Here is a 17,872-nt window from a genome sequence, read left to right as displayed (position 1 = left end):
CTTCGCCTTACTCTTCGTTGGAGACTGCAACCAGCCTGTCGAGCGCTGCGGCAGCCTTGCCTTCATCCAGGGAGGCACTGGCAATCTTCATACCATCGCTCAGCGTTTCGGCTTTGCCGGCGACAACAAGTGCCGCTGCCGCATTGCAAAGAGAAACATCGCGGTAGGCATTTTTATGACCTGAGAGAACGCCCCGAAGTGCATTAGCATTGAAGATGCCGTCTCCGCCCTTCAGATCGTCGATTGTCGCGGACGACACGCCGAAATCCTTCGGTGTCAGGTCGAAGGTGCGAATCTTGCCATTTTCGAGCGCTGCGACATGAGTGACACCCGTGGTGGTGATCTCATCCATTCCATCGCCGTGAACGACCCAGATTGATTCCGAGCCGAGATCGCGCAAGACCTCGGCAATCGGCTGAAGCCAACGCGGCGAAAAGACGCCGAGCAGCTGGCGCTTCGCGCCTGCCGGGTTCGACAGCGGCCCGAGGAGGTTGAAAATCGTGCGGGTGCCAAGCTCGACTCGTGTCGGTCCGACATGGCGCATGGCGGAGTGGTGCAACTGGGCGAACATGAAGCCAAGGCCTGCTTCGGTGATGCAGCGGCTGATCAGATCAGGCCCGATGTCCAGTTTCACGCCAAGGGCTGACAGCGCATCGGCGGTGCCGGATTTCGAGCTGAGTGCCTTGTTGCCATGTTTTGCCACGGGAAGGCCGGTGCCAGCGACGATGATCGCAGCCAGCGTGGAAATGTTGTAGGTGCCGAGACCATCGCCACCGGTTCCAACAATATCCACCGCATGGGCCGGAGCGGAAACGGGCAGCATACGGGCGCGCATAGAGGAGACTGCGCCGACAATTTCATCGACCGTTTCACCACGTACGCGCAGCGCCATCAGAAAGCCGCCGATCTGGGATGGCGTGGCCTCGCCGGACATCAGAATGTCGAAGGCCTGGCGGGCCTCCTCCCGGTTCAGGCTTTCGCCATTCGCCACCTTGGCAATCAGCGGCTTCAGTTCGGCCATGGTCCCGTCCCTTAAGGTTATCAGTATGCGGTCATCGCCTGGTCTGCGAGAGGCTGATTGATGCTGACGCCATAGTCATTTTGAAGACGAGCGACCATCTGATCCAGCATGTCTTCGCCGGCCGCCTTCGCCATCGCAGTAATCTGACGATCATCATTATTCAGTGCATCGGCCGGAGCATTGGTGTTGACTTCGGTGACCTTGAACAGGATGCGACCCGAGCCATCGGCGTTGACTGCCGTGCCCACAAGACCGTCAGCGCCGGCAAAGATTGCCGAGACTGCCTGCTGGCCAAACAGAGCATCTTCGCTGTTGCGGCGCAGGCCCATCTTCGTTTCGACGGCGAGCCCCATTTCGCCCGCAATCGTCTGAAGGGTTTCGCCCTTTTCAAGGCGGGCCTTCAATTCGTCCGCCTTAGCAGTCAGAGCATTGCGCTGCTGTTCTGCTGTCCAGTCGGCAACCACGCGGTCGCGAACTTCATCCAGCGTACGGTCGCGCGGCGGGATGATCTGATCAACGTCGAACCAGACATAGCCTTCACGACCGATGTTGACCGCCGGCGCTTCCGTGCCAGGCTCAGTCCTGAAAACTTCCGTCAAAAGAGCAGGGGTAGGCAGGCCTTCGACAGGGTTGCCCTTCTCATCTTCACCATTGGCATCGATGGCGTTGATCGTTACCGGCTTCAGATTGAGCTGGGTTGCTGCATCGGTCAACGACGAGCCGCCGCCGCGCAAATCTTCGTAGCGATCATGGACGCTGTTCAATTGTTCTGCAGCGTTGGCCGTAGCAAGTTCGGTGCGGATTTCTTCCTTGGCCTCATCCAGCGTCTTCATGCTGTCGCCCTTGATGCCGGTGACGCGCAGGATGACGGGGCCGAACGCGCCATCAATGACCGGCGAAATGCCGCTATCCTTCTGAACGGCAAACACAGCGTCGGCAATGGAAGGATCAGGCATTGTTTCCTTGGTGAACTCGCCGAGCAACACGTCTGTTGGCTGCTTGCCCTGATCCTTGATGACCTGATCATAGGTCGTTGTGCCGGCGCGGATCTGAACTGCCGCAGCCTCTGCCATTTCCTTGTTCGGGAAGACCAGCTGTTCGACTGTGCGACGCCCGGCTGTGCGGAACTTGTCTTTGTTCTTCTCGTAGTAGTCGGCAACTTGAGCGTCGGTAATCGCGCTCTGGTTGGCGATATCGGAAGGCTCGAGTTTTACGTAAGTGAACTTGCGATATTCGGGGGCGCGATACTGCGCCTTGTGGCTTTCGAACCAAGCGGCCAGTACATCGTCGGCCGGTGCCTTGATAGGATCGATATTGGCGTTGGACAGCAACACATAGTCGATGGAGCGCTGCTCGTTGCGATACTGCTTCATCGCGTCAACCAGAACCTGCGGCGGCGTGAAACCGCCTAAAAGAGCGTCCACGATCTGGCCGCGGACAGCAAGATTGCTGCGGTCCTTGATGTAATCGTCTTCGCTGTAGCCGGCGTCGCGAAGGCGCTGGCGGAACAACTGGCGGTCGAACTGGCCTCCTGATGTTTTGAAAGCAGGATCTTCGGCAATGAGATTGACCAGGCGATCCTCTGAAAGGCCAAGTTTCATGTCATCGGCCAATTGTCTCAGCGATGCTTGGGTCGCGAGTTCGCTCAAGACCTGCCGGTCGATGCCGAACGCCTTTGCCTGTTCCGTCGTAAGGCGCGTGCCGAATTGTTGACTGAGCTGAGCCAACTGCCGCTGATAGGCAAGGCGAAACTGGTTGGGCGTAACAGTCTGGTCACCCACCGTCATGACAGCGTGAGAATTGCTCGAGACGAGTGATGCCGACACACCCCATATGCCGAAAGAGACGACGAGGAGAAGAAGGAGCAGCTTTGCCGCCAAAGTTCTGGAAGCGTTTCTCAGGGAATCGAGCATCGTTATGCAAACCTCACACTATGCGCCCGTTATGCCGGGTCTATCGGGGTTCCTTAGAGCGTTTTATTGGTAAATGGAAGCAGTTCTGTCGGCGCGGCCGAGTCAACTGATTGTGCGAACTGAGGAACAGCGGTTGAAGGCGTTCGCTGAGCAGACTCTGAAAATCGGCTGTGTTCTCGGTGCGGGGAATCACTGACAGGACCTGAACGCGGGTTCGGTTGAACCTATCGGTGCATAGACGCGAAAAAGCCGCCTCGCGAGAGACGGCCTTCGGTAACGTCGGGGTTTGGGAACCGGCTACCGCTTAGAACGACTTGCTGCGTTCCATCAGTTCCTTGAGCTCCTCATCCTCCCTGCGAAGCTCGGAAACAACCGAGGCCACCGATGCGACGAACATTGCGCTGATCAAAGCGGAAAGTATTGTCAGAACGGCAACCATGGCGTCTTGCTCCCTCAGTTCGGGTGTCCCCGATGGATCAATAATAGTTCATGTACTGGTAGCGCGAGGTCAGCTGTGGGAAGCTCGCTTCCTGCTGCTGTGGCTTTTGCGCATAAAGGCTGAACGTCGTCGCAACCATCGCGATAAGCAGCATCGTCCAGGCGGTGCTGATCACGCCGATTTTCGCTGAAGTAGACCGTTTTTCTTTTGCAAACATGTGCCCGTTCCTTTGACTGCGATCTGAACGCCTGACCTCGAGTCGGGTTCCGAAATAGTATTAAAAATCGATTAGCATCGCGCCTCTGAAGCGTGCTTGAATGTCGCGTTCATCTGGCGTTCAGAAAATTGGCAGTTCACGTCAATCCATGAACAGCTGTTCCACGACGAAAGAGCTGATGACTGTGAGGATCACCATGAATGCCAGCATTTCCATCTCCACTTGAGCCTCAGGCCCGGTACGCTATCGATGGTTCACTTTATAAAGGCCTGGTTTGAAGCTGCGCTGAATGCTGCATTCATTCGACATTCACCTCGCTTTTGGGGTGCTAGTCTTGCAGATGCGATGCTGACGTGACAAAAGGCCCATCAAGACGGAAGTATCGAGAGCGGTATGACGATTGCCTTTTATCCTGGATCTTTCGATCCGATGACCAACGGACATCTGGATGTGCTTATCCAGTCGCTTAACGTTGCGTCTCATGTGATCGTGGCGATTGGTGTTCACCCAGGCAAAGTGCCGATGTTCAGCTTCGAAGAACGTGCCGATTTGATACGCCACTCTCTGAACGATGTGTTGCCGGAGGCAAAAGACCGGCTGCGCGTGGTTTCTTTTAGCAATCTGGTTGTCGACGCCGCCCGCGAGCACGAGGCGACACTTTTGGTCAGAGGTCTGCGTGATGGCACCGATCTCGACTACGAGATGCAGATGGCGGGCATGAACCGACAGATGGCGCCGGATATTCAAACCGTATTCCTGCCGGCCGGAACGGCGTCGCGGCCCATTACCGCCACATTGGTCCGTCAGATCGCGGCTATGGGCGGTAATGTCGAGGCCTTTGTGCCAAAAGCCGTGCTTGAAGCCCTTAACACGAAGCTGAAACGCTAGTTTCAGCAAAGAGGTGGAGCCAATCCGAATGAAATTGCTGAAATTTGCCTTTGCTGGCACCATGTTCGTCAGCGCGATCGCCGCGAGCACGATTGCGTCCGCCGCCGATCTTCTGACTATTCAGCTGAAGGACGGCCCGGTCGTTATCCAATTGATGCCCGAGGTCGCGCCGAAGCATGTGGCGCAGATCGAGGCTCTCGCCAAGAAGGGCGCCTATGATGGCGTGGCCTTTCACCGCGTCATCAACGGCTTCATGGCGCAGACCGGCGACGTGCAGTATGGCAACATGACCAAGGGCTTCGACGCCCGCCGCGCAGGCACGGGCGGATCCGACCTTCCGGATATTCCTGCCGAATTCTCCAAGGTGCCTTTCGAGCGTGGTACGGTCGGTATGGCGCGCTCGCAGAATCCGAATTCTGCTAATTCGCAGTTCTTTATCATGTTCGACCAGGGACCCTTCCTCAACGGCCAGTATACCGTCGTCGGCAAGGTCGTTTCGGGCATGGAATATGTCGACAAGATCAAGCGTGGCGCCGGCGGCAACGGCGAAGTCTCCGATCCTGACCGTATGGTCAAGGTGACGGTGACGAAGAAGTAATGTCGGAAAATTACGCATAATCGGGCGTTCTGCCCCTACAGCAAGGAGAGATATCATGGCCGAGATCAAGGATCCGGAAAACACCCTCATCATGGAAACGACGACCGGCAAGGTTGTCATCCAGCTTCTGCCGGATGTCGCTCCTGGCCACGTCGCCCGCATCAAGGAGCTTGTGTCCGAGCAGGCCTATGACGGCGTGGTTTTCCACCGCGTTATCGCCGACTTCATGGCGCAGACCGGCGACGTAAAGTTTGGCAAGAAGGGATCTGCCGACTTTAACCCGGCGCGCGCGGGTATGGGCGGCTCCGAGAAGCCCGACCTGAAGGCTGAATTCTCCGCCATCCCGCACGTTCGCGGCACCTGCTCCATGGCTCGTTCGCAGAGCCCGAACTCGGCCAACTCGCAGTTCTTCATCTGCTTTACCGATTCTCCGTGGCTGAACAAGCAGTACACGGTATGGGGCCAGGTGATCGAGGGCATGGAAGCCATCGACAAGATCAAGAAGGGTGAGCCTGTGAAGGACCCCGATTCGATCGTGTCGATCCGTCTGGCGTCTGCAGCCTAAGGAGTTCTCGCCTTGCTGAGAGGCAAGGCGGGCCGCCGACGTTGTATGTCCTCGGAGCACTCTCGGGCTTAACCCAAGGGCCGAGGATGACGTCGAGGAAGAGGCATCCCTCGTGCCAACCATGACCCGCCGGCAGTTCGCTGCGAGGCGGGTTTTGATATTCTGAGCTTTTCGCTTTTCTCCCGTACGAGAGAGGCGAAAGTGACAATAGACGTATTTTATAAGAGCCTCCGAATGCGTGTTGACCTGTTCGATTTCGATCTCCCCGAGGAGAATATTGCGCTGCGCCCGGCCAATCCGCGTGACAGCGCCCGTCTGCTCGTGGTCGATCCCAATACGGACCGAATGACGGATCATCAGGTTTTCGATCTTGCGAGCTTCCTGAAGCCCGGCGATGCGCTGGTGTTTAACGATACACGCGTCATCCCCGCACAGCTCGAAGGCATTCGCTTGCGCGAGGGTGCGCAGGAGACGTCGGTTTCAGCGACGCTGCACATGCGCGCCGACGCCAGCCGGTGGAAGGCCTTCGCGCGTCCGGGCAAACGCATCAAGGCGGGCGATCGCATTCGCTTCGGTTATGAGCGCGACAATGCCTGCGGTCTTGCCTATCTTGAGGCGACGGTGGAGGAAAAGGGCGAGGAGGGTGAAATCACCCTGCTGTTCGACGTCTCCGGTCCGGCACTCGATGAGGCGATTGCCTCTGTCGGGCATATTCCGCTGCCGCCCTATATCGCTGCGAAGCGGCCCGAGGATGCGCAGGATCAGGAAGATTACCAGACGATCTATGCCCGTGAAAAAGGTGCCGTTGCCGCACCGACTGCGGGCCTGCACTTTACGCCAGCACTCTTCGACGCGCTGGACAAGGCTGGTATCCAGCGCCATTTCGTCACGTTGCATGTCGGGGCAGGGACGTTCCTACCGGTCAAGGCCGACGACACCAACGACCACAAGATGCATCTCGAGATCGGCTATGTGTCCGGGGAAACGGCCGAGAAGCTGAATGCTATAAAGGCGAAGGGTGGACGAATCGTTTGCGTCGGCACCACGTCGCTGCGATTGATCGAAAGCGCGGCAGGCGACGATGGGCAGATCCTCCCTTGGTCGGGAGCTACAGGTATCTTCATAACGCCTGGCTACCACTTCAAGGCGGTCGATATTCTGATGACGAATTTTCACCTGCCGAAATCCACGCTCTTCATGCTGGTTTCGGCCTTTAGCGGTCTGGAGACGATGCGAGCGGCCTACGCCCATGCTATCGAGACCGGCTACCGCTTCTATTCCTATGGCGATTCCAGCCTGTTGTTCCGGAAAGTCTGATGCACGAAAACTTCACCTTCACCCTTAAAGCAACCAGCGGCGGCGCGCGCCTCGGCGAAGTGGCGATGCCGCGCGGCGTGATCCGCACGCCCGCTTTCATGCCTGTAGGCACCGTGGGCACGGTCAAGGCCATGTATCTGGATCAGGTGCGTGAGGCTGGCGCTGATATCATTCTCGGCAATACCTATCACCTGATGCTGCGCCCCGGCCCGGAGCGCGTCGCGCGTCTCGGCGGACTGCATGAGCTGATCCGCTGGTCGCATCCAATCCTCACCGATAGCGGTGGCTTTCAGGTCATGTCGCTGTCTGGCCTGCGCAAGCTGGACGAAAAGGGCGTGACCTTCAAGAGCCATGTCGATGGCTCGCTGCACCATATGTCTCCGGAACGCTCCATCGAGATACAGGGTCTGCTTGATTCGGATATCCAGATGCAGCTCGATGAATGCGTGGCACTTCCCGCCGAACGTAAGGAAATCGAGCGCGCCATGGAGATGTCCCTGCGCTGGGCGGAACGCTGCCGGGTAGCCTTTGGTGAGCAGAAGGGCAAGGCGATGTTCGGTATCGTCCAGGGTGGCGACCAGCCCGACTTGCGCATCCGCTCTGCAGAGGGCTTGAAGCAGCTCGATCTGAAGGGCTATGCCGTTGGCGGCCTCGCCGTCGGTGAACCGCAGGATGTGATGCTTACCATGCTCGACACGACGCTGCCGGTTCTGCCAACGGAAAAGCCGCGCTATCTGATGGGTGTCGGCACGCCGGACGATATTCTGAAATCCGTCGCTCGCGGTATCGACATGTTCGACTGCGTGATGCCGACCCGTTCCGGTCGCCATGGTCTTGCCTTCACCCGCCGCGGCAGGGTGAATATTCGCAATGCTCGTCATGCCGAAGACATGCGCCCGCTGGACGAGCAGTCCAACTGCCCGGCATCGCGCGATTATTCGCGCGCTTACCTGCATCATTTGGTGCGCTCCAATGAAGCGCTGGGCGGCATGCTTCTGTCCTGGCACAATCTTGCCTATTATCAGGAGTTGATGCAGGGGATTCGCAAATCGATCGAAGAAGGTCGCTTTCCGGATTTCTACGCGGAGACCATTGAAATGTGGGCGAAAGGCGATATCGATCCGGTGTGACAACCATCATCGGATAGCTGAATGCTAGATGCGCCTTACGTTCTTTTTCGTGACGATACGACCGGCACCGTAACGCTGTTTACGGAGCCGGAGGAGATTATTGTCGCGCATGAGGCTGACGCGTTCTTTCCCGCCCTTGAACGGATGCAGGCGGCCCAGGCTGAAGGAAAGTATTTAGCCGGCTATATGTCTTACGAGGCGGGATACCTTTTTGAGTCTAAGCTTGCACCTCTGGGAGAGGGCAGGAGAGAGACACCGCTTCTTTGCTTCGGTGTATTCAAGTCACCAAACGATGACGCGTTATCGGCATCTAAGCCATTGAATATAATGCCGGCAGACGAGTTTTTGAGTGATCTCAAACCCTCGTGGTCGTTCTCGGACTACGAACAACAGTTCAAAAAGTTGCATCAGCATCTGCGCCAGGGAGATTGTTACCAGGCTAACCTTACCATGGCTGTCACTGGGCGGTGGCACGGTGATCCGCGTGATGGTTTCTGGTCCTTGATCGACCGTCAGCCGGTCAAATACGGTGCATTGATTGATCTCGGTGGCCCGGTCATTCTCTCGCGCTCTCCAGAGTTGTTCTTCTCGGTGGATGCGGATGGCTGGATTGAGACCCATCCGATGAAGGGGACCGTCAAGCGCGGATCGTCGGCGGAAGAAGATTTGGCCCTTATTGAAGCCATGGCTCAGGACGAGAAGACGCTGGCTGAAAATCGCATGATCGTCGATCTGCTTCGCAATGACATCTCCAGGATCGCGGAAGTCGGCACGCTGCATGTGCCGAAGCTTTTTGAGATCGAGACGTATCCGACCGTTCATCAGATGGTCAGCCATGTGCGCGCCAAGCTTTTACCCAACATGACCATCACCGATATCTTCGCCGCGCTTTTTCCCTGCGGTTCAGTGACAGGTGCGCCGAAAATGCGGGCGATGGAAATCTTGCACGATCTGGAAATCGGGCCGCGCGACGTCTATTGCGGCGCCATTGGATTGATATCTCCAGGTGGCGACATGCGATTTTCCGTTGCGATCCGCACGATCTCGCTGTTCGATGATGGCCGCGCGGCCTTCAATGTCGGCGGCGGTATCGTCTTTGATTCTACCGCTCAGTCTGAATATGACGAGTGCCTGCTCAAGGCGAAGTTCGCGGTGGGGGAACGCAAGCTCGTCTGACCCGGACGAACGTGCGGAGAGGCCGATAGCGGGGCGGCATTGCCGTCATGCAAGTGTCATATCCTGCTCTTAGAGACAGTGATCAGAAGGCAAAACTCCGACAGGCGATAAACCCATAGCGCTCCAGCGCCTTTAACCTGTCGAAGACGCCCTCTTTCTTTGTTTCTTCAAGGATAGCGCTTCATGACATCATCTCGTTCCGTGGCCTCTCGCAGGCTTGCCGCCGCGCTGGCGACATCGATCTTCATATTTCCTGCCGCTGCGATGGCTGAAAGCAGCGCCACCGCAAATGGCGTCAGCTATGCCAACCAGGGTTTGGTTGCCGTTGGGCGCATTCCCGCCAGCCAGCGCGACAAATTCGGTGAAACCTTTGGTTCTGGTTCCGGCATGGCAATCGATGTTACTAGTTGGAAGAGGGATGGCGATGCCTATCGCGGTTCGCTTTGGCTGTTGCCGGACCGTGGCTACAACGTCGAAGGTACGACGGACTACAATGCCCGCATTAACAAGGTTGACGTGACGCTGACGCCTGCAACGGGCGCGAACCTGCCCGCCGACAGGCAGCAGACCGGAGTGCAGGCAACGCTTGCTGATACGCTGCTTTTGACCGATGAGCAGGGTAAGAACATGACGGGCCTCGATCCTGAATCCGGCACGCGTCCGGCGACTGCAACGACGCCGGTTCTTCCATTCGCCTCCACGGGCAAGGTCTCGCTCGATGCGGAAGCGGTGGTGCGTCTGGCCGACGGCTCGTTCCTGATCAGCGATGAATACGGCCCTTATATCTATCACTTCTCCGCCAATGGTAAGATGCTGTCGGCCACGCAGCCGCCAAAGGCGCTGCTGCCGATGCGCAAGGGCGAGATCAATTTCTCTTCCAACAATGTCGGCGAAGGCGGCAAGAAGCCCGATCCGAAGGATCCCGACACCGGTCGCCAGAACAATCAGGGCCTGGAAGGCATGTCGCTGACGCCGGATGGCAAGTACCTCATTGCCGTTCTGCAATCGGCGACCCGTCAGGATGGCGGCGATTCGTCTTCCACCCGCGACCACACCCGCGCTCTGGTCTATGATGCGAGCGACGTCGATCACCTGAAGCTCGTCCACGAATATGTCGTGCCGCTGCCGAAGTTCGAAGGTAAAGATAAGAAGCTCGTCGCAGCGCAAAGCGAAATTCTGGCACTGTCCGACAAGGCTTTCCTGATGCTGGCACGTGACAGCAATAATGGCCAGGGTCTGAAGGGCGATACATCTGTCTATCGCAGAATCGAGCTCGTTGATCTGTCCGGCGCCACCGATATTGCCGGTGGCGAGTTCGATGATGTAAAGCCGGTTGCACCGAAGGGCGTTCTGGATGGCGCGATCAAGCCCGCGGTTCTGCACGACTTCATCGATCTCAACGACAACAAGGAGCTTGCTCGTTTCGGCCTGCACAATGGCGCGCCGAACGACAAGAACAACCTGTCGGAAAAGTGGGAAGCGATGTCGATTGCCAGCGTGCTCGATCCATCCGCGCCGGATGATTATTTCCTCTTCGTCGCCAATGACAACGACTTCCTCACGCAGGACGGTTTCCAGGTTGGTAAGTCTTACAAGGCGGAAGGTCATGCGGATGTGGACACCATGTTCCAGGTGTTCCGTGTGACGCTGCCGGGCGTTGCCAAGCGTTAAAGTTAGGTCGCTTTATGATGGCCGCGCCGAACACAATCGGCGCGGCTTTCTGTTTCTTGATCTCAATCTTCGTCGGCGTCTTCGAATTCCTGGGTGCCTGCAGTGGTTGAATGAAACACCGGCACAAAGAGCCGCATATAGACGAGCTTGACGCTCCAGCCCTGTTCCAAGGCTTCCGCCCAGGCTTGCTTGCGACCGGGTTTCTTGAAGCCTTTGGCAATCGCTTTCTTTTCGCTCTTTGCGAATGTCTTCGGTTGTAGAATGTTTTCCGGCGAGCAAAGGGCAAAGCCCTTCTGAAAGGCGGGAGGCGGATTGGGTGTGATTGTCATGTCATTCAGCCTGCGTGGAGGAAGCGGATCGCTTCATCCCTGCGATGGAGGTAAAGCAGGGTTCTCAGGTTCTTGCCGCGCTCGCTGACGAGCTCAGCGTCTTTTTCGATCATATAGGCGGCATCCTTGCGGGCGATTTCAAGCAAGTCGGCATGGGCTTCGAGACTGGCGATACGAAAGCCCGGCGTCCCGGATTGGCGGGTGCCGAGGAGTTCGCCTTCACCGCGCAGCTTCAGATCTTCTTCGGCAATCAGGAAGCCGTCCTCGCTATCGCGCAGAATGGAGAGCCGCGCCTTGCCGTTTTCGCTGAGCGGACCCTTATAAAGTAGGATGCAGGTGGAGGCTTCATCGCCACGGCCGACACGACCGCGCAACTGGTGAAGCTGGGCAAGGCCGAAACGTTCGGCATGTTCGATCACCATGATCGTGGCATCCGGTACATCGACGCCGACCTCAACGACAGTCGTAGCAACGAGCAAGCGGGTTTCGCCGCTCTTGAAGGCCAGCATCGCGGCATCCTTTTCGGGGCCGCTCATCCGGCCATGGATCAGACCGATATTGGCGCGCAGAGATTGCGATAGCACCGCATGCCGCTCCTCTGCTGACATCAGGTCGGACTCCTCCGACTCCTCGACCAGCGGGCAGATCCAGTAGGCCTTTTTGCCCTCCGCCAACGCACTGCGCAGCCGGTCGACGATGTCGCCCATCCGCTCACTGGGAATGGTCACAGTCTGGATTGGCTTCCGGCCTGCGGGCTTTTCCGTCAGCTTAGAGACATCCATATCGCCGAAGGCGGCGAGAACCAGCGTTCGCGGGATTGGCGTTGCCGTCATGACCAGCATATGCGGCGTGATGCCCTTGGCGGTGAGGCGCAGCCGCTGATGCACGCCGAAGCGATGCTGTTCATCCACGACGGCCAGAACGAGATTCTTATAGGAGACGCTGTCCTGAAACAGAGCATGCGTGCCGATAACGATCTGTGCTTCGCCGGAAGCGATCCGCTCTTCAATCTCGCGGCGCTCCTTACCCTTGGTTCTGCCGGTCAGAACCTCGCAGGAAATGCCCGCAGCGGCGGCATATTTCGAGATTGTCGCGAAGTGCTGGCGCGCCAGAATTTCGGTCGGCGCCATCAGCACGGCCTGTCCACCGACCTCCACAGCCGTTGCCATCGCCATCAGCGCCACCAAGGTCTTGCCTGCGCCGACATCGCCCTGAAGCAGCCGGAGCATTCGGTCTTCGCCTGCCATGTCGGTCAGAATGTCTTTCACCGCAGCGCTCTGGCTGGCGGTCAGCGAGAAGGGCAGGCTTGCGAGAATACGCGCCGCGAAATCGCCCTTGGCGCGGATGGGCTGACCAGCGACTTTGCGCAGTCTTTGGCGAACGAGCGCTAGCGAAAGCTGTCCGGCCAGGAACTCGTCATAGGCAAGCCTGCGGCGGGCAGGGGCTTGCGGATCGATATCGGCGCCGTCGCGCGGATCGTGCAGTTCTCGAAAGGCATCCGCCACATGCGGAAAACTCTGGCGGCTGGCAAGCGTCTCGTCGATCCATTCCGCAAAGATCGGCAGGCGCTGCAAGGCCGTATCGATGGCGCGTTTCAATATCTTGGGCGAAAGGCCAGCCGTCATCGGATAGACGGCTTCGACAAGCGGCAGATTATCCGCCTCCGATACCTTCACCATGAAGTCTGGATGAACCATGGAGGCACGGCCATTGAACCAGTCGATCTTGCCGCTGACCATCACCTCTTCATCGATGGGAAGCGCCTTGGAGAGCCAGTCGCCGCGGGCGCGGAAGAAGGTGAGCGCCAGTTCGCCGGTTTCGTCATGCAGGAAGACGCGATAGGGCGCGGAGCGATTGCCGGGCGGCGCTGGCTGATGGCGATCAATGCGTCCCTGAATGGTGACAATAGCACCCTGTGGTGCCAACGCGATGCCCGGACGATTGCGGCGGTCGATGATATTGGACGGCGCGTGAAACAAGAGATCGATGACGCGGGTGTCTTGCGCACTCTCCCGGCCCAGAAGCTTCGCCAGCAGATCGGCAAGCTTCGGCCCGACGCCGGTAAGTGACGAAACTGTAGCAAAGAGAGGATCAAGTATGGCGGGGCGCATGGCTGCAAAATCGGGTAAGGCTGCGCCCATTGCAAGAGTGGGAGGCTGACAAAGCGCGTTTATCACCGGCAGTTTTTCTGCCCGCTGCAGCTTATTTGCACAAATAGCGGTTCCCAAGCGTTCCTGTCCTGTTCTATAGGAAAGCGAAACCAACAAACAGGTGAATGCAATGACTGGACTGGTGCGCACGAGTGCCGACCTCGAACCGAGGCGTCGGCGGATTCTCTATCGTTGCTGGCATCGCGGCATTCGCGAGATGGACCTGGTGCTCGGGCAGTTCGCCGAGGACAATATTGCCGATCTTTCGGACGCGGATCTTGATGAGCTGGAAGTCATCATGGCTGAGGAAGATAACGACCTCGTCAAGATGGTGACGGGTGCCTTGCCGATACCGGAAAAATTCCGGACACCTCTCTTCATGAAAATCGCCTCCTATCGTCCGGACTTCGATCCGGTCACGTCCGAGACAACGAAAGCCTGATTGATGATCGCCGGGATTGATGTGAAGCTGGTGGCATCGGCTGATACGCCGCTGACCATTGGAAACGTGCCATCCGGAATGGAGGCGCTTCTCCTGGCGGATATGGCGCGGGCGGGAACGTCTGTCGCCTACGTCATGTCGGATGGGCATCGTGTTGCCGATCTCGAGCAGATCCTGGGCTTCGTTGCGCCGGAAATCCCGGTGCTTACACTGCCTGCCTGGGACTGCCTTCCCTATGACCGTGTGTCACCGAGTGCTGACACCTCCGCGCGCAGGCTTGCGGCGCTGTCGGGGTTGATCCAGCACCAGAAGAAGCCTCATCCGGCCATCGTTCTCGTCACCGTCAATGCCATGCTGCAGAAGATGGCGCCACGCGACATCATCGAAAGTCTGGCCTTTTCCGCCAAGCCCGGCAATCAGATCCGAATGGAAGAGATCGCCGCTCGCCTTGAGCGCAACGGTTTCGACCGCGTAGCGACGGTGCGCGAAGTCGGCGAGTTTGCCGTGCGCGGTGGCATTCTCGATGTCTTCGTTCCCGGAACGGAAGAACCGGTGCGTCTCGATTTCTTCGGCGATACGCTGGAGAGCATCCGTACCTTCGATCCCGCCAGCCAGCGCACCATTGGTCACGCCCGGTCGCTTGATCTCAACCCGATGAGCGAAGTTACGCTGACGCCCGATACGATCAGCCGCTTCCGAAAGAACTATCTGTCGCTCTTCGGTGCCGCGACCCGGGACGATGCGCTTTATCAGGCTGTCTCCGAAGGCCGTCGCTATGCGGGTATGGAGCACTGGCTGCCGCTCTTTTACGAGAGGCTCGAAACCGCCTTCGATTATCTGCAAGGCTTCCGCATCGTCACCGATCACACAGCACGCGAGGCAGCTGTCGAGCGCTCAAAGCTTGTACATGATTACTTCGAGGCACGGCGCAATTCTGGCCAGACCAAGGGCGCAACGCAAGGTGCACCTTACAAGCCCGTGTCGCCTAGCCAGCTTTATATTGGCGGCAAGGGTTTCGATGAAGCGTTGAACGCTGTCAATGCCGTGCGCCTGACGCCGTTCAACGAACAGGATTCCAACGACAGGCCGGTTGCGACGCTCGATGCGCATGTCGGCCCGCGGTGGGCTAAGCCACCGGCAGAAGCCGGTAGCGAAGACCGGGTCAACGTGTTCGATCTGGCGGTGAAGCATATCGCCGAGCGTCGATCCAAGGGCTGGAAGGTTTTGATCACTGGTTGGTCGGAAGGATCGCTTGACCGCCTGTTGCAGGTTCTGAGCGAGCATGGGCTTGAAAAAATCAAGCCGATCGCCTCGTTGAAGGAGATCGACAAGCTCGGAAAGGGTGAGGCGGCCTCTGCTGTTCTTAGCCTTGAGGCGGGTTTCGAGACGAGCTTTGGAGCGAGCAATCTTGCCGTCATCGGCGAGCAGGATATTCTCGGCGACCGCATGGTGCGCCGCTCCAAGCGCCGCAAGCGCGGTGCCGATTTTATTTCGGAAGTGGCGGGACTGGACGAAGGGTCGCTGGTCGTTCACGCCGAACACGGTATTGGCCGGTTCGTAGGCCTGCGCACCATTGAGGCAGCCGGCGCGCCGCGCGATTGCCTGGAACTGCATTACGCAGACGACGCCAAGCTGTTCCTTCCGGTCGAAAACATCGACCTCCTGTCCCGCTACGGCTCGGATGCGGCGGAAGCGCAGCTTGACAAGCTCGGCGGTGGCGCATGGCAGATGCGCAAGGCGAAACTCAAGAAACGCCTGCTCGATATGGCGGGCGATCTCATCCGAATCGCCGCTGCCCGCCTCGTCCGCCAGGCACCGGTTCTCACGGCACCTGATGGTCTCTATGACGAATTCGCCGCGCGCTTCCCCTATGACGAAACCGAAGATCAGATGAATGCCATCGACTCGATCCGCGACGATCTCGGTGCGGGCCGTCCGATGGACAGATTGATCTGCGGCGACGTTGGTTTCGGCAAGACGGAAGTGGCGCTGCGCGCGGCCTTCCTCGCGGCCATGAATGGCGTGCAGGTGGCCGTCGTCGTGCCAACCACGCTTCTCGCGCGTCAGCATTTCCGCACCTTCTCGGAGCGTTTCAGAGGGCTGCCGATCCGCGTGCAGCAGGCGTCGCGGCTTGTCGGTGCCAAGGAGCTTAATCTGGTGAAGAAGGAAGTGGCGGAAGGCAAGACCGATATCGTCGTCGGCACACATGCGCTGCTGGGGCAGGGGATCACCTTTGCCAATCTTGGCCTTCTGATCATCGATGAAGAGCAGCATTTCGGCGTGAAGCACAAGGAGCGGCTGAAGGAGCTTAAGAGCGATGTGCACGTGTTGACGCTGTCCGCCACGCCGATCCCGCGCACCTTGCAACTGGCGATGACCGGTGTGCGCGAGCTGTCTTTGATCACCACTCCACCGGTGGACCGCATGGCGGTGCGCACCTTCATCTCGCCTTTCGATCCGCTGGTGATCCGCGAAACGTTGATGCGCGAGCATTACCGCGGTGGCCAGAGCTTTTATGTCTGCCCGCGTCTGGCGGATCTCGCCGACATCCATGCCTTCCTGCAATCCGACGTACCGGAATTGAAGGTCGCGGTCGCCCATGGTCAGATGCCGGCGGGTGAACTGGAAGACATCATGAACGCTTTCTATGACGGCAAATATGATGTGCTTCTCTCCACCACCATCGTCGAATCCGGTCTCGATGTGCCGACCGCCAATACGCTGATCGTCCACCGTGCGGACATGTTTGGCCTGGCGCAGCTTTATCAGCTGCGTGGTCGTGTCGGACGTTCGAAGGTTCGCGCCTTCGCGCTTTTCACGCTGCCGGTCAACAAGGTGCTGACGACGATGGCCGAGCGGCGGCTCAAAGTGCTGCAGTCGCTCGATACGCTTGGCGCCGGCTTCCAGCTTGCCAGCCACGATCTCGATATTCGCGGGGCGGGCAATCTGCTTGGCGAGGAGCAATCCGGTCATATCAAGGAAGTCGGTTTCGAGCTTTACCAGCAAATGCTGGAAGAGGCTGTTGCCGAGGTGAAGGGCGAAGACGATGTTATCGACACCGGCTGGTCGCCGCAGATTTCGGTCGGTACCTCGGTGATGATTCCAGAGAGCTACGTTCCCGACCTGCATCTGCGCATGGGTCTCTACCGCCGTCTGGGCGAGCTGACCGACCTCAACGAAATCGACGGCTTTGGTGCGGAGATGATCGATCGCTTCGGTCCGCTACCGAAGGAAGTGCAGCATCTCTTGAAGATCGTTTACGTCAAGTCGCTCTGCCGTACCGCCAATGTCGAGAAACTGGATGCCGGTCCAAAGGGTGTCGTCGTGCAATTCCGCAACAAGGAATTCCCGAACCCGGCAGCACTCGTTGGCTATATCGCCAAGCAGGGTTCTATGGCGAAGATCAGGCCCGACCACAGCGTGTTCCTGACCCGCGATCTGCCGACGCCTGAAAAGCGCTTGGCAGGTGCGGCGATGATCATGACGCAGCTTGCGGAACTGGCAAAATCCTGACGCGAGTAAGAAAAATCGCGCTGTGGGATTCCTTACAAGGAATTAATCAAACGGACATCTAGCGGTAGTCTTCTGGGGGGTAGTCTCATCCTCATCAGCACAGGACGATGTGCTGAACCTTTTAAGGAGCAGGACTATGTGGACATTGAAGAACAGATTTGTCACCGCTGGTCTGGTTGCTTTGACAATTGCGGGCACCACAATTGCCACCACCAGCCAGGCTGAAGCACGCAACAATTTCGGCCGCGGCCTTGCCGCCGGTATTGCTGGTACACTTGTCGGCGGCGCATTACTGTCTGCTGCACATGACAGGCCGGTTTATGGTACGCCTGTTTATGCCGCACCCACTTATTATGGCCCGCCCCCTGTCGTTTATGAGCCCGTCTATCCCCGTTGCCATGTTGCATGGCGTCAGGACGGATTCGGCGACATGTATCGCGTCCGTGTCTGCGATTGATGTGAAATGATATTGCTATTGATGTGAGCTGAAATTGTAAGACGAA

At 58.1% G+C, this 17,872-nt stretch carries 16 protein-coding genes; 10 read left to right on the top strand and 6 right to left on the bottom strand.

Going from position 1 to position 17,872, the window contains the following annotated elements; all coding sequences use genetic code 11:
• Window positions 1–7: 7 nt before the first annotated feature.
• The 4 genes from trpD to WKI41_RS19465 all read right to left on the bottom strand — a co-directional run bounded on the left by trpD (window position 8) and on the right by WKI41_RS19465 (window position 3,590).
• Window positions 8–1,021 carry an anthranilate phosphoribosyltransferase gene (gene trpD, locus WKI41_RS19480; RefSeq protein ID WP_340195129.1) on the bottom strand — a complete coding sequence of 338 codons (1,014 nt, stop codon included), beginning with the start codon at window positions 1,019–1,021 and terminating at the stop codon, window positions 8–10.
• Window positions 1,022–1,041: 20 nt separating this feature from the next.
• Window positions 1,042–2,934 carry a peptidylprolyl isomerase gene (locus tag WKI41_RS19475; protein ID WP_340195128.1) on the bottom strand — a complete coding sequence of 631 codons (1,893 nt, stop codon included), beginning with the start codon at window positions 2,932–2,934 and terminating at the stop codon, window positions 1,042–1,044.
• 304 nt (window positions 2,935–3,238) lie between these two features.
• Window positions 3,239–3,373: a hypothetical protein gene (locus tag WKI41_RS19470; RefSeq protein WP_340195127.1), complete on the bottom strand. Its 135-nt coding sequence runs from the start codon at window positions 3,371–3,373 to the stop codon at window positions 3,239–3,241.
• Between the two features lie 37 nt (window positions 3,374–3,410).
• A complete protein-coding gene (locus WKI41_RS19465; protein WP_340195126.1) occupies window positions 3,411–3,590 on the bottom strand; it encodes a hypothetical protein in 180 nt (59 codons plus the stop codon).
• Between the two features lie 393 nt (window positions 3,591–3,983).
• Between WKI41_RS19465 and coaD the strand changes: the two genes are divergently transcribed.
• The 7 genes from coaD (at window position 3,984) to WKI41_RS19430 (ending at window position 10,935) form a co-directional block, all read left to right on the top strand.
• Entirely contained in the window at window positions 3,984–4,478 is a 495-nt protein-coding gene (gene coaD, locus WKI41_RS19460) for a pantetheine-phosphate adenylyltransferase (protein WP_340195125.1), read from the top strand.
• A 28-nt stretch (window positions 4,479–4,506) separates the two neighbouring features.
• Window positions 4,507–5,076 (top strand): peptidylprolyl isomerase, encoded by a 570-nt coding sequence (locus WKI41_RS19455; protein ID WP_340195124.1) that lies wholly within the window; start codon window positions 4,507–4,509, stop codon window positions 5,074–5,076.
• A gap of 55 nt (window positions 5,077–5,131) precedes the next feature.
• Entirely contained in the window at window positions 5,132–5,641 is a 510-nt protein-coding gene (locus WKI41_RS19450; protein WP_340195123.1) for a peptidylprolyl isomerase, read from the top strand.
• 234 nt (window positions 5,642–5,875) lie between these two features.
• The gene (queA, locus tag WKI41_RS19445; RefSeq protein ID WP_340195122.1) at window positions 5,876–6,958 is read left to right on the top strand and encodes a tRNA preQ1(34) S-adenosylmethionine ribosyltransferase-isomerase QueA; all 1,083 of its coding nucleotides are present in this window, start codon (window positions 5,876–5,878) and stop codon (window positions 6,956–6,958) included.
• Window positions 6,958–8,088: a tRNA guanosine(34) transglycosylase Tgt gene (gene tgt / locus WKI41_RS19440; RefSeq protein WP_340195121.1), complete on the top strand. Its 1,131-nt coding sequence runs from the start codon at window positions 6,958–6,960 to the stop codon at window positions 8,086–8,088. Before queA ends, tgt begins: the two co-directional genes overlap by 1 nt.
• Before the next feature lie 21 nt (window positions 8,089–8,109).
• Window positions 8,110–9,264, top strand: a complete 1,155-nt coding sequence (locus WKI41_RS19435; RefSeq protein WP_340195120.1) for an aminodeoxychorismate synthase component I — start codon at window positions 8,110–8,112, stop codon at window positions 9,262–9,264.
• Window positions 9,265–9,447: 183 nt separating this feature from the next.
• The gene (locus WKI41_RS19430; RefSeq protein ID WP_340195119.1) at window positions 9,448–10,935 is read left to right on the top strand and encodes an esterase-like activity of phytase family protein; all 1,488 of its coding nucleotides are present in this window, start codon (window positions 9,448–9,450) and stop codon (window positions 10,933–10,935) included.
• 62 nt (window positions 10,936–10,997) lie between these two features.
• Here the strand turns inward: WKI41_RS19430 and WKI41_RS19425 are convergent, their stop codons facing one another.
• Both WKI41_RS19425 and recG read right to left on the bottom strand, forming a co-directional pair.
• Window positions 10,998–11,264, bottom strand: a complete 267-nt coding sequence (locus tag WKI41_RS19425) for a hypothetical protein (protein ID WP_340195118.1) — start codon at window positions 11,262–11,264, stop codon at window positions 10,998–11,000.
• A gap of 5 nt (window positions 11,265–11,269) precedes the next feature.
• On the bottom strand, window positions 11,270–13,375 hold the full coding sequence (recG, locus tag WKI41_RS19420) for an ATP-dependent DNA helicase RecG (RefSeq protein WP_340195117.1): 2,106 nt from the start codon (window positions 13,373–13,375) through the stop codon (window positions 11,270–11,272).
• Between the two features lie 169 nt (window positions 13,376–13,544).
• Between recG and WKI41_RS19415 the strand changes: the two genes are divergently transcribed.
• The 3 genes from WKI41_RS19415 (at window position 13,545) to WKI41_RS19405 (ending at window position 17,826) form a co-directional block, all read left to right on the top strand.
• A complete protein-coding gene (locus WKI41_RS19415) occupies window positions 13,545–13,856 on the top strand; it encodes a succinate dehydrogenase assembly factor 2 (protein ID WP_340195116.1) in 312 nt (103 codons plus the stop codon).
• 3 nt (window positions 13,857–13,859) lie between these two features.
• The gene (gene mfd, locus WKI41_RS19410) at window positions 13,860–17,369 is read left to right on the top strand and encodes a transcription-repair coupling factor (RefSeq protein ID WP_340195115.1); all 3,510 of its coding nucleotides are present in this window, start codon (window positions 13,860–13,862) and stop codon (window positions 17,367–17,369) included.
• Between the two features lie 136 nt (window positions 17,370–17,505).
• Window positions 17,506–17,826, top strand: a complete 321-nt coding sequence (locus WKI41_RS19405; RefSeq protein WP_111850693.1) for a hypothetical protein — start codon at window positions 17,506–17,508, stop codon at window positions 17,824–17,826.
• Window positions 17,827–17,872: the final 46 nt, after the last annotated feature.

Origin of the sequence: Agrobacterium larrymoorei (genome assembly GCF_037722385.1) — a bacterium.
GTDB classification, from domain to species: Bacteria; Pseudomonadota; Alphaproteobacteria; order Rhizobiales; family Rhizobiaceae; genus Agrobacterium; species Agrobacterium larrymoorei_C.
The sequence above is the reverse complement of the archived record's forward strand: the minus strand, read 5'-3'. Positions and strand labels throughout refer to the sequence as shown.

What these genes read in the sequence shown, in the direction of transcription:
- trpD (WP_340195129.1), bottom strand. Translation starts at nt 1,021, where the DNA reads ATGGCCGAACTGAAGCCGCTGATTGCCAAGGTGGCGAATGGCGAAAGC.
- WKI41_RS19475 (WP_340195128.1), bottom strand. Translation starts at nt 2,934, where the DNA reads ATGCTCGATTCCCTGAGAAACGCTTCCAGAACTTTGGCGGCAAAGCTG.
- WKI41_RS19470 (WP_340195127.1), bottom strand. Translation starts at nt 3,373, where the DNA reads ATGGTTGCCGTTCTGACAATACTTTCCGCTTTGATCAGCGCAATGTTC.
- WKI41_RS19465 (WP_340195126.1), bottom strand. Translation starts at nt 3,590, where the DNA reads ATGTTTGCAAAAGAAAAACGGTCTACTTCAGCGAAAATCGGCGTGATC.
- coaD (WP_340195125.1), top strand. Translation starts at nt 3,984, where the DNA reads ATGACGATTGCCTTTTATCCTGGATCTTTCGATCCGATGACCAACGGA.
- WKI41_RS19455 (WP_340195124.1), top strand. Translation starts at nt 4,507, where the DNA reads ATGAAATTGCTGAAATTTGCCTTTGCTGGCACCATGTTCGTCAGCGCG.
- WKI41_RS19450 (WP_340195123.1), top strand. Translation starts at nt 5,132, where the DNA reads ATGGCCGAGATCAAGGATCCGGAAAACACCCTCATCATGGAAACGACG.
- queA (WP_340195122.1), top strand. Translation starts at nt 5,876, where the DNA reads ATGCGTGTTGACCTGTTCGATTTCGATCTCCCCGAGGAGAATATTGCG.
- tgt (WP_340195121.1), top strand. Translation starts at nt 6,958, where the DNA reads ATGCACGAAAACTTCACCTTCACCCTTAAAGCAACCAGCGGCGGCGCG.
- WKI41_RS19435 (WP_340195120.1), top strand. Translation starts at nt 8,110, where the DNA reads ATGCTAGATGCGCCTTACGTTCTTTTTCGTGACGATACGACCGGCACC.
- WKI41_RS19430 (WP_340195119.1), top strand. Translation starts at nt 9,448, where the DNA reads ATGACATCATCTCGTTCCGTGGCCTCTCGCAGGCTTGCCGCCGCGCTG.
- WKI41_RS19425 (WP_340195118.1), bottom strand. Translation starts at nt 11,264, where the DNA reads ATGACAATCACACCCAATCCGCCTCCCGCCTTTCAGAAGGGCTTTGCC.
- recG (WP_340195117.1), bottom strand. Translation starts at nt 13,375, where the DNA reads ATGCGCCCCGCCATACTTGATCCTCTCTTTGCTACAGTTTCGTCACTT.
- WKI41_RS19415 (WP_340195116.1), top strand. Translation starts at nt 13,545, where the DNA reads ATGACTGGACTGGTGCGCACGAGTGCCGACCTCGAACCGAGGCGTCGG.
- mfd (WP_340195115.1), top strand. Translation starts at nt 13,860, where the DNA reads ATGATCGCCGGGATTGATGTGAAGCTGGTGGCATCGGCTGATACGCCG.
- WKI41_RS19405 (WP_111850693.1), top strand. Translation starts at nt 17,506, where the DNA reads ATGTGGACATTGAAGAACAGATTTGTCACCGCTGGTCTGGTTGCTTTG.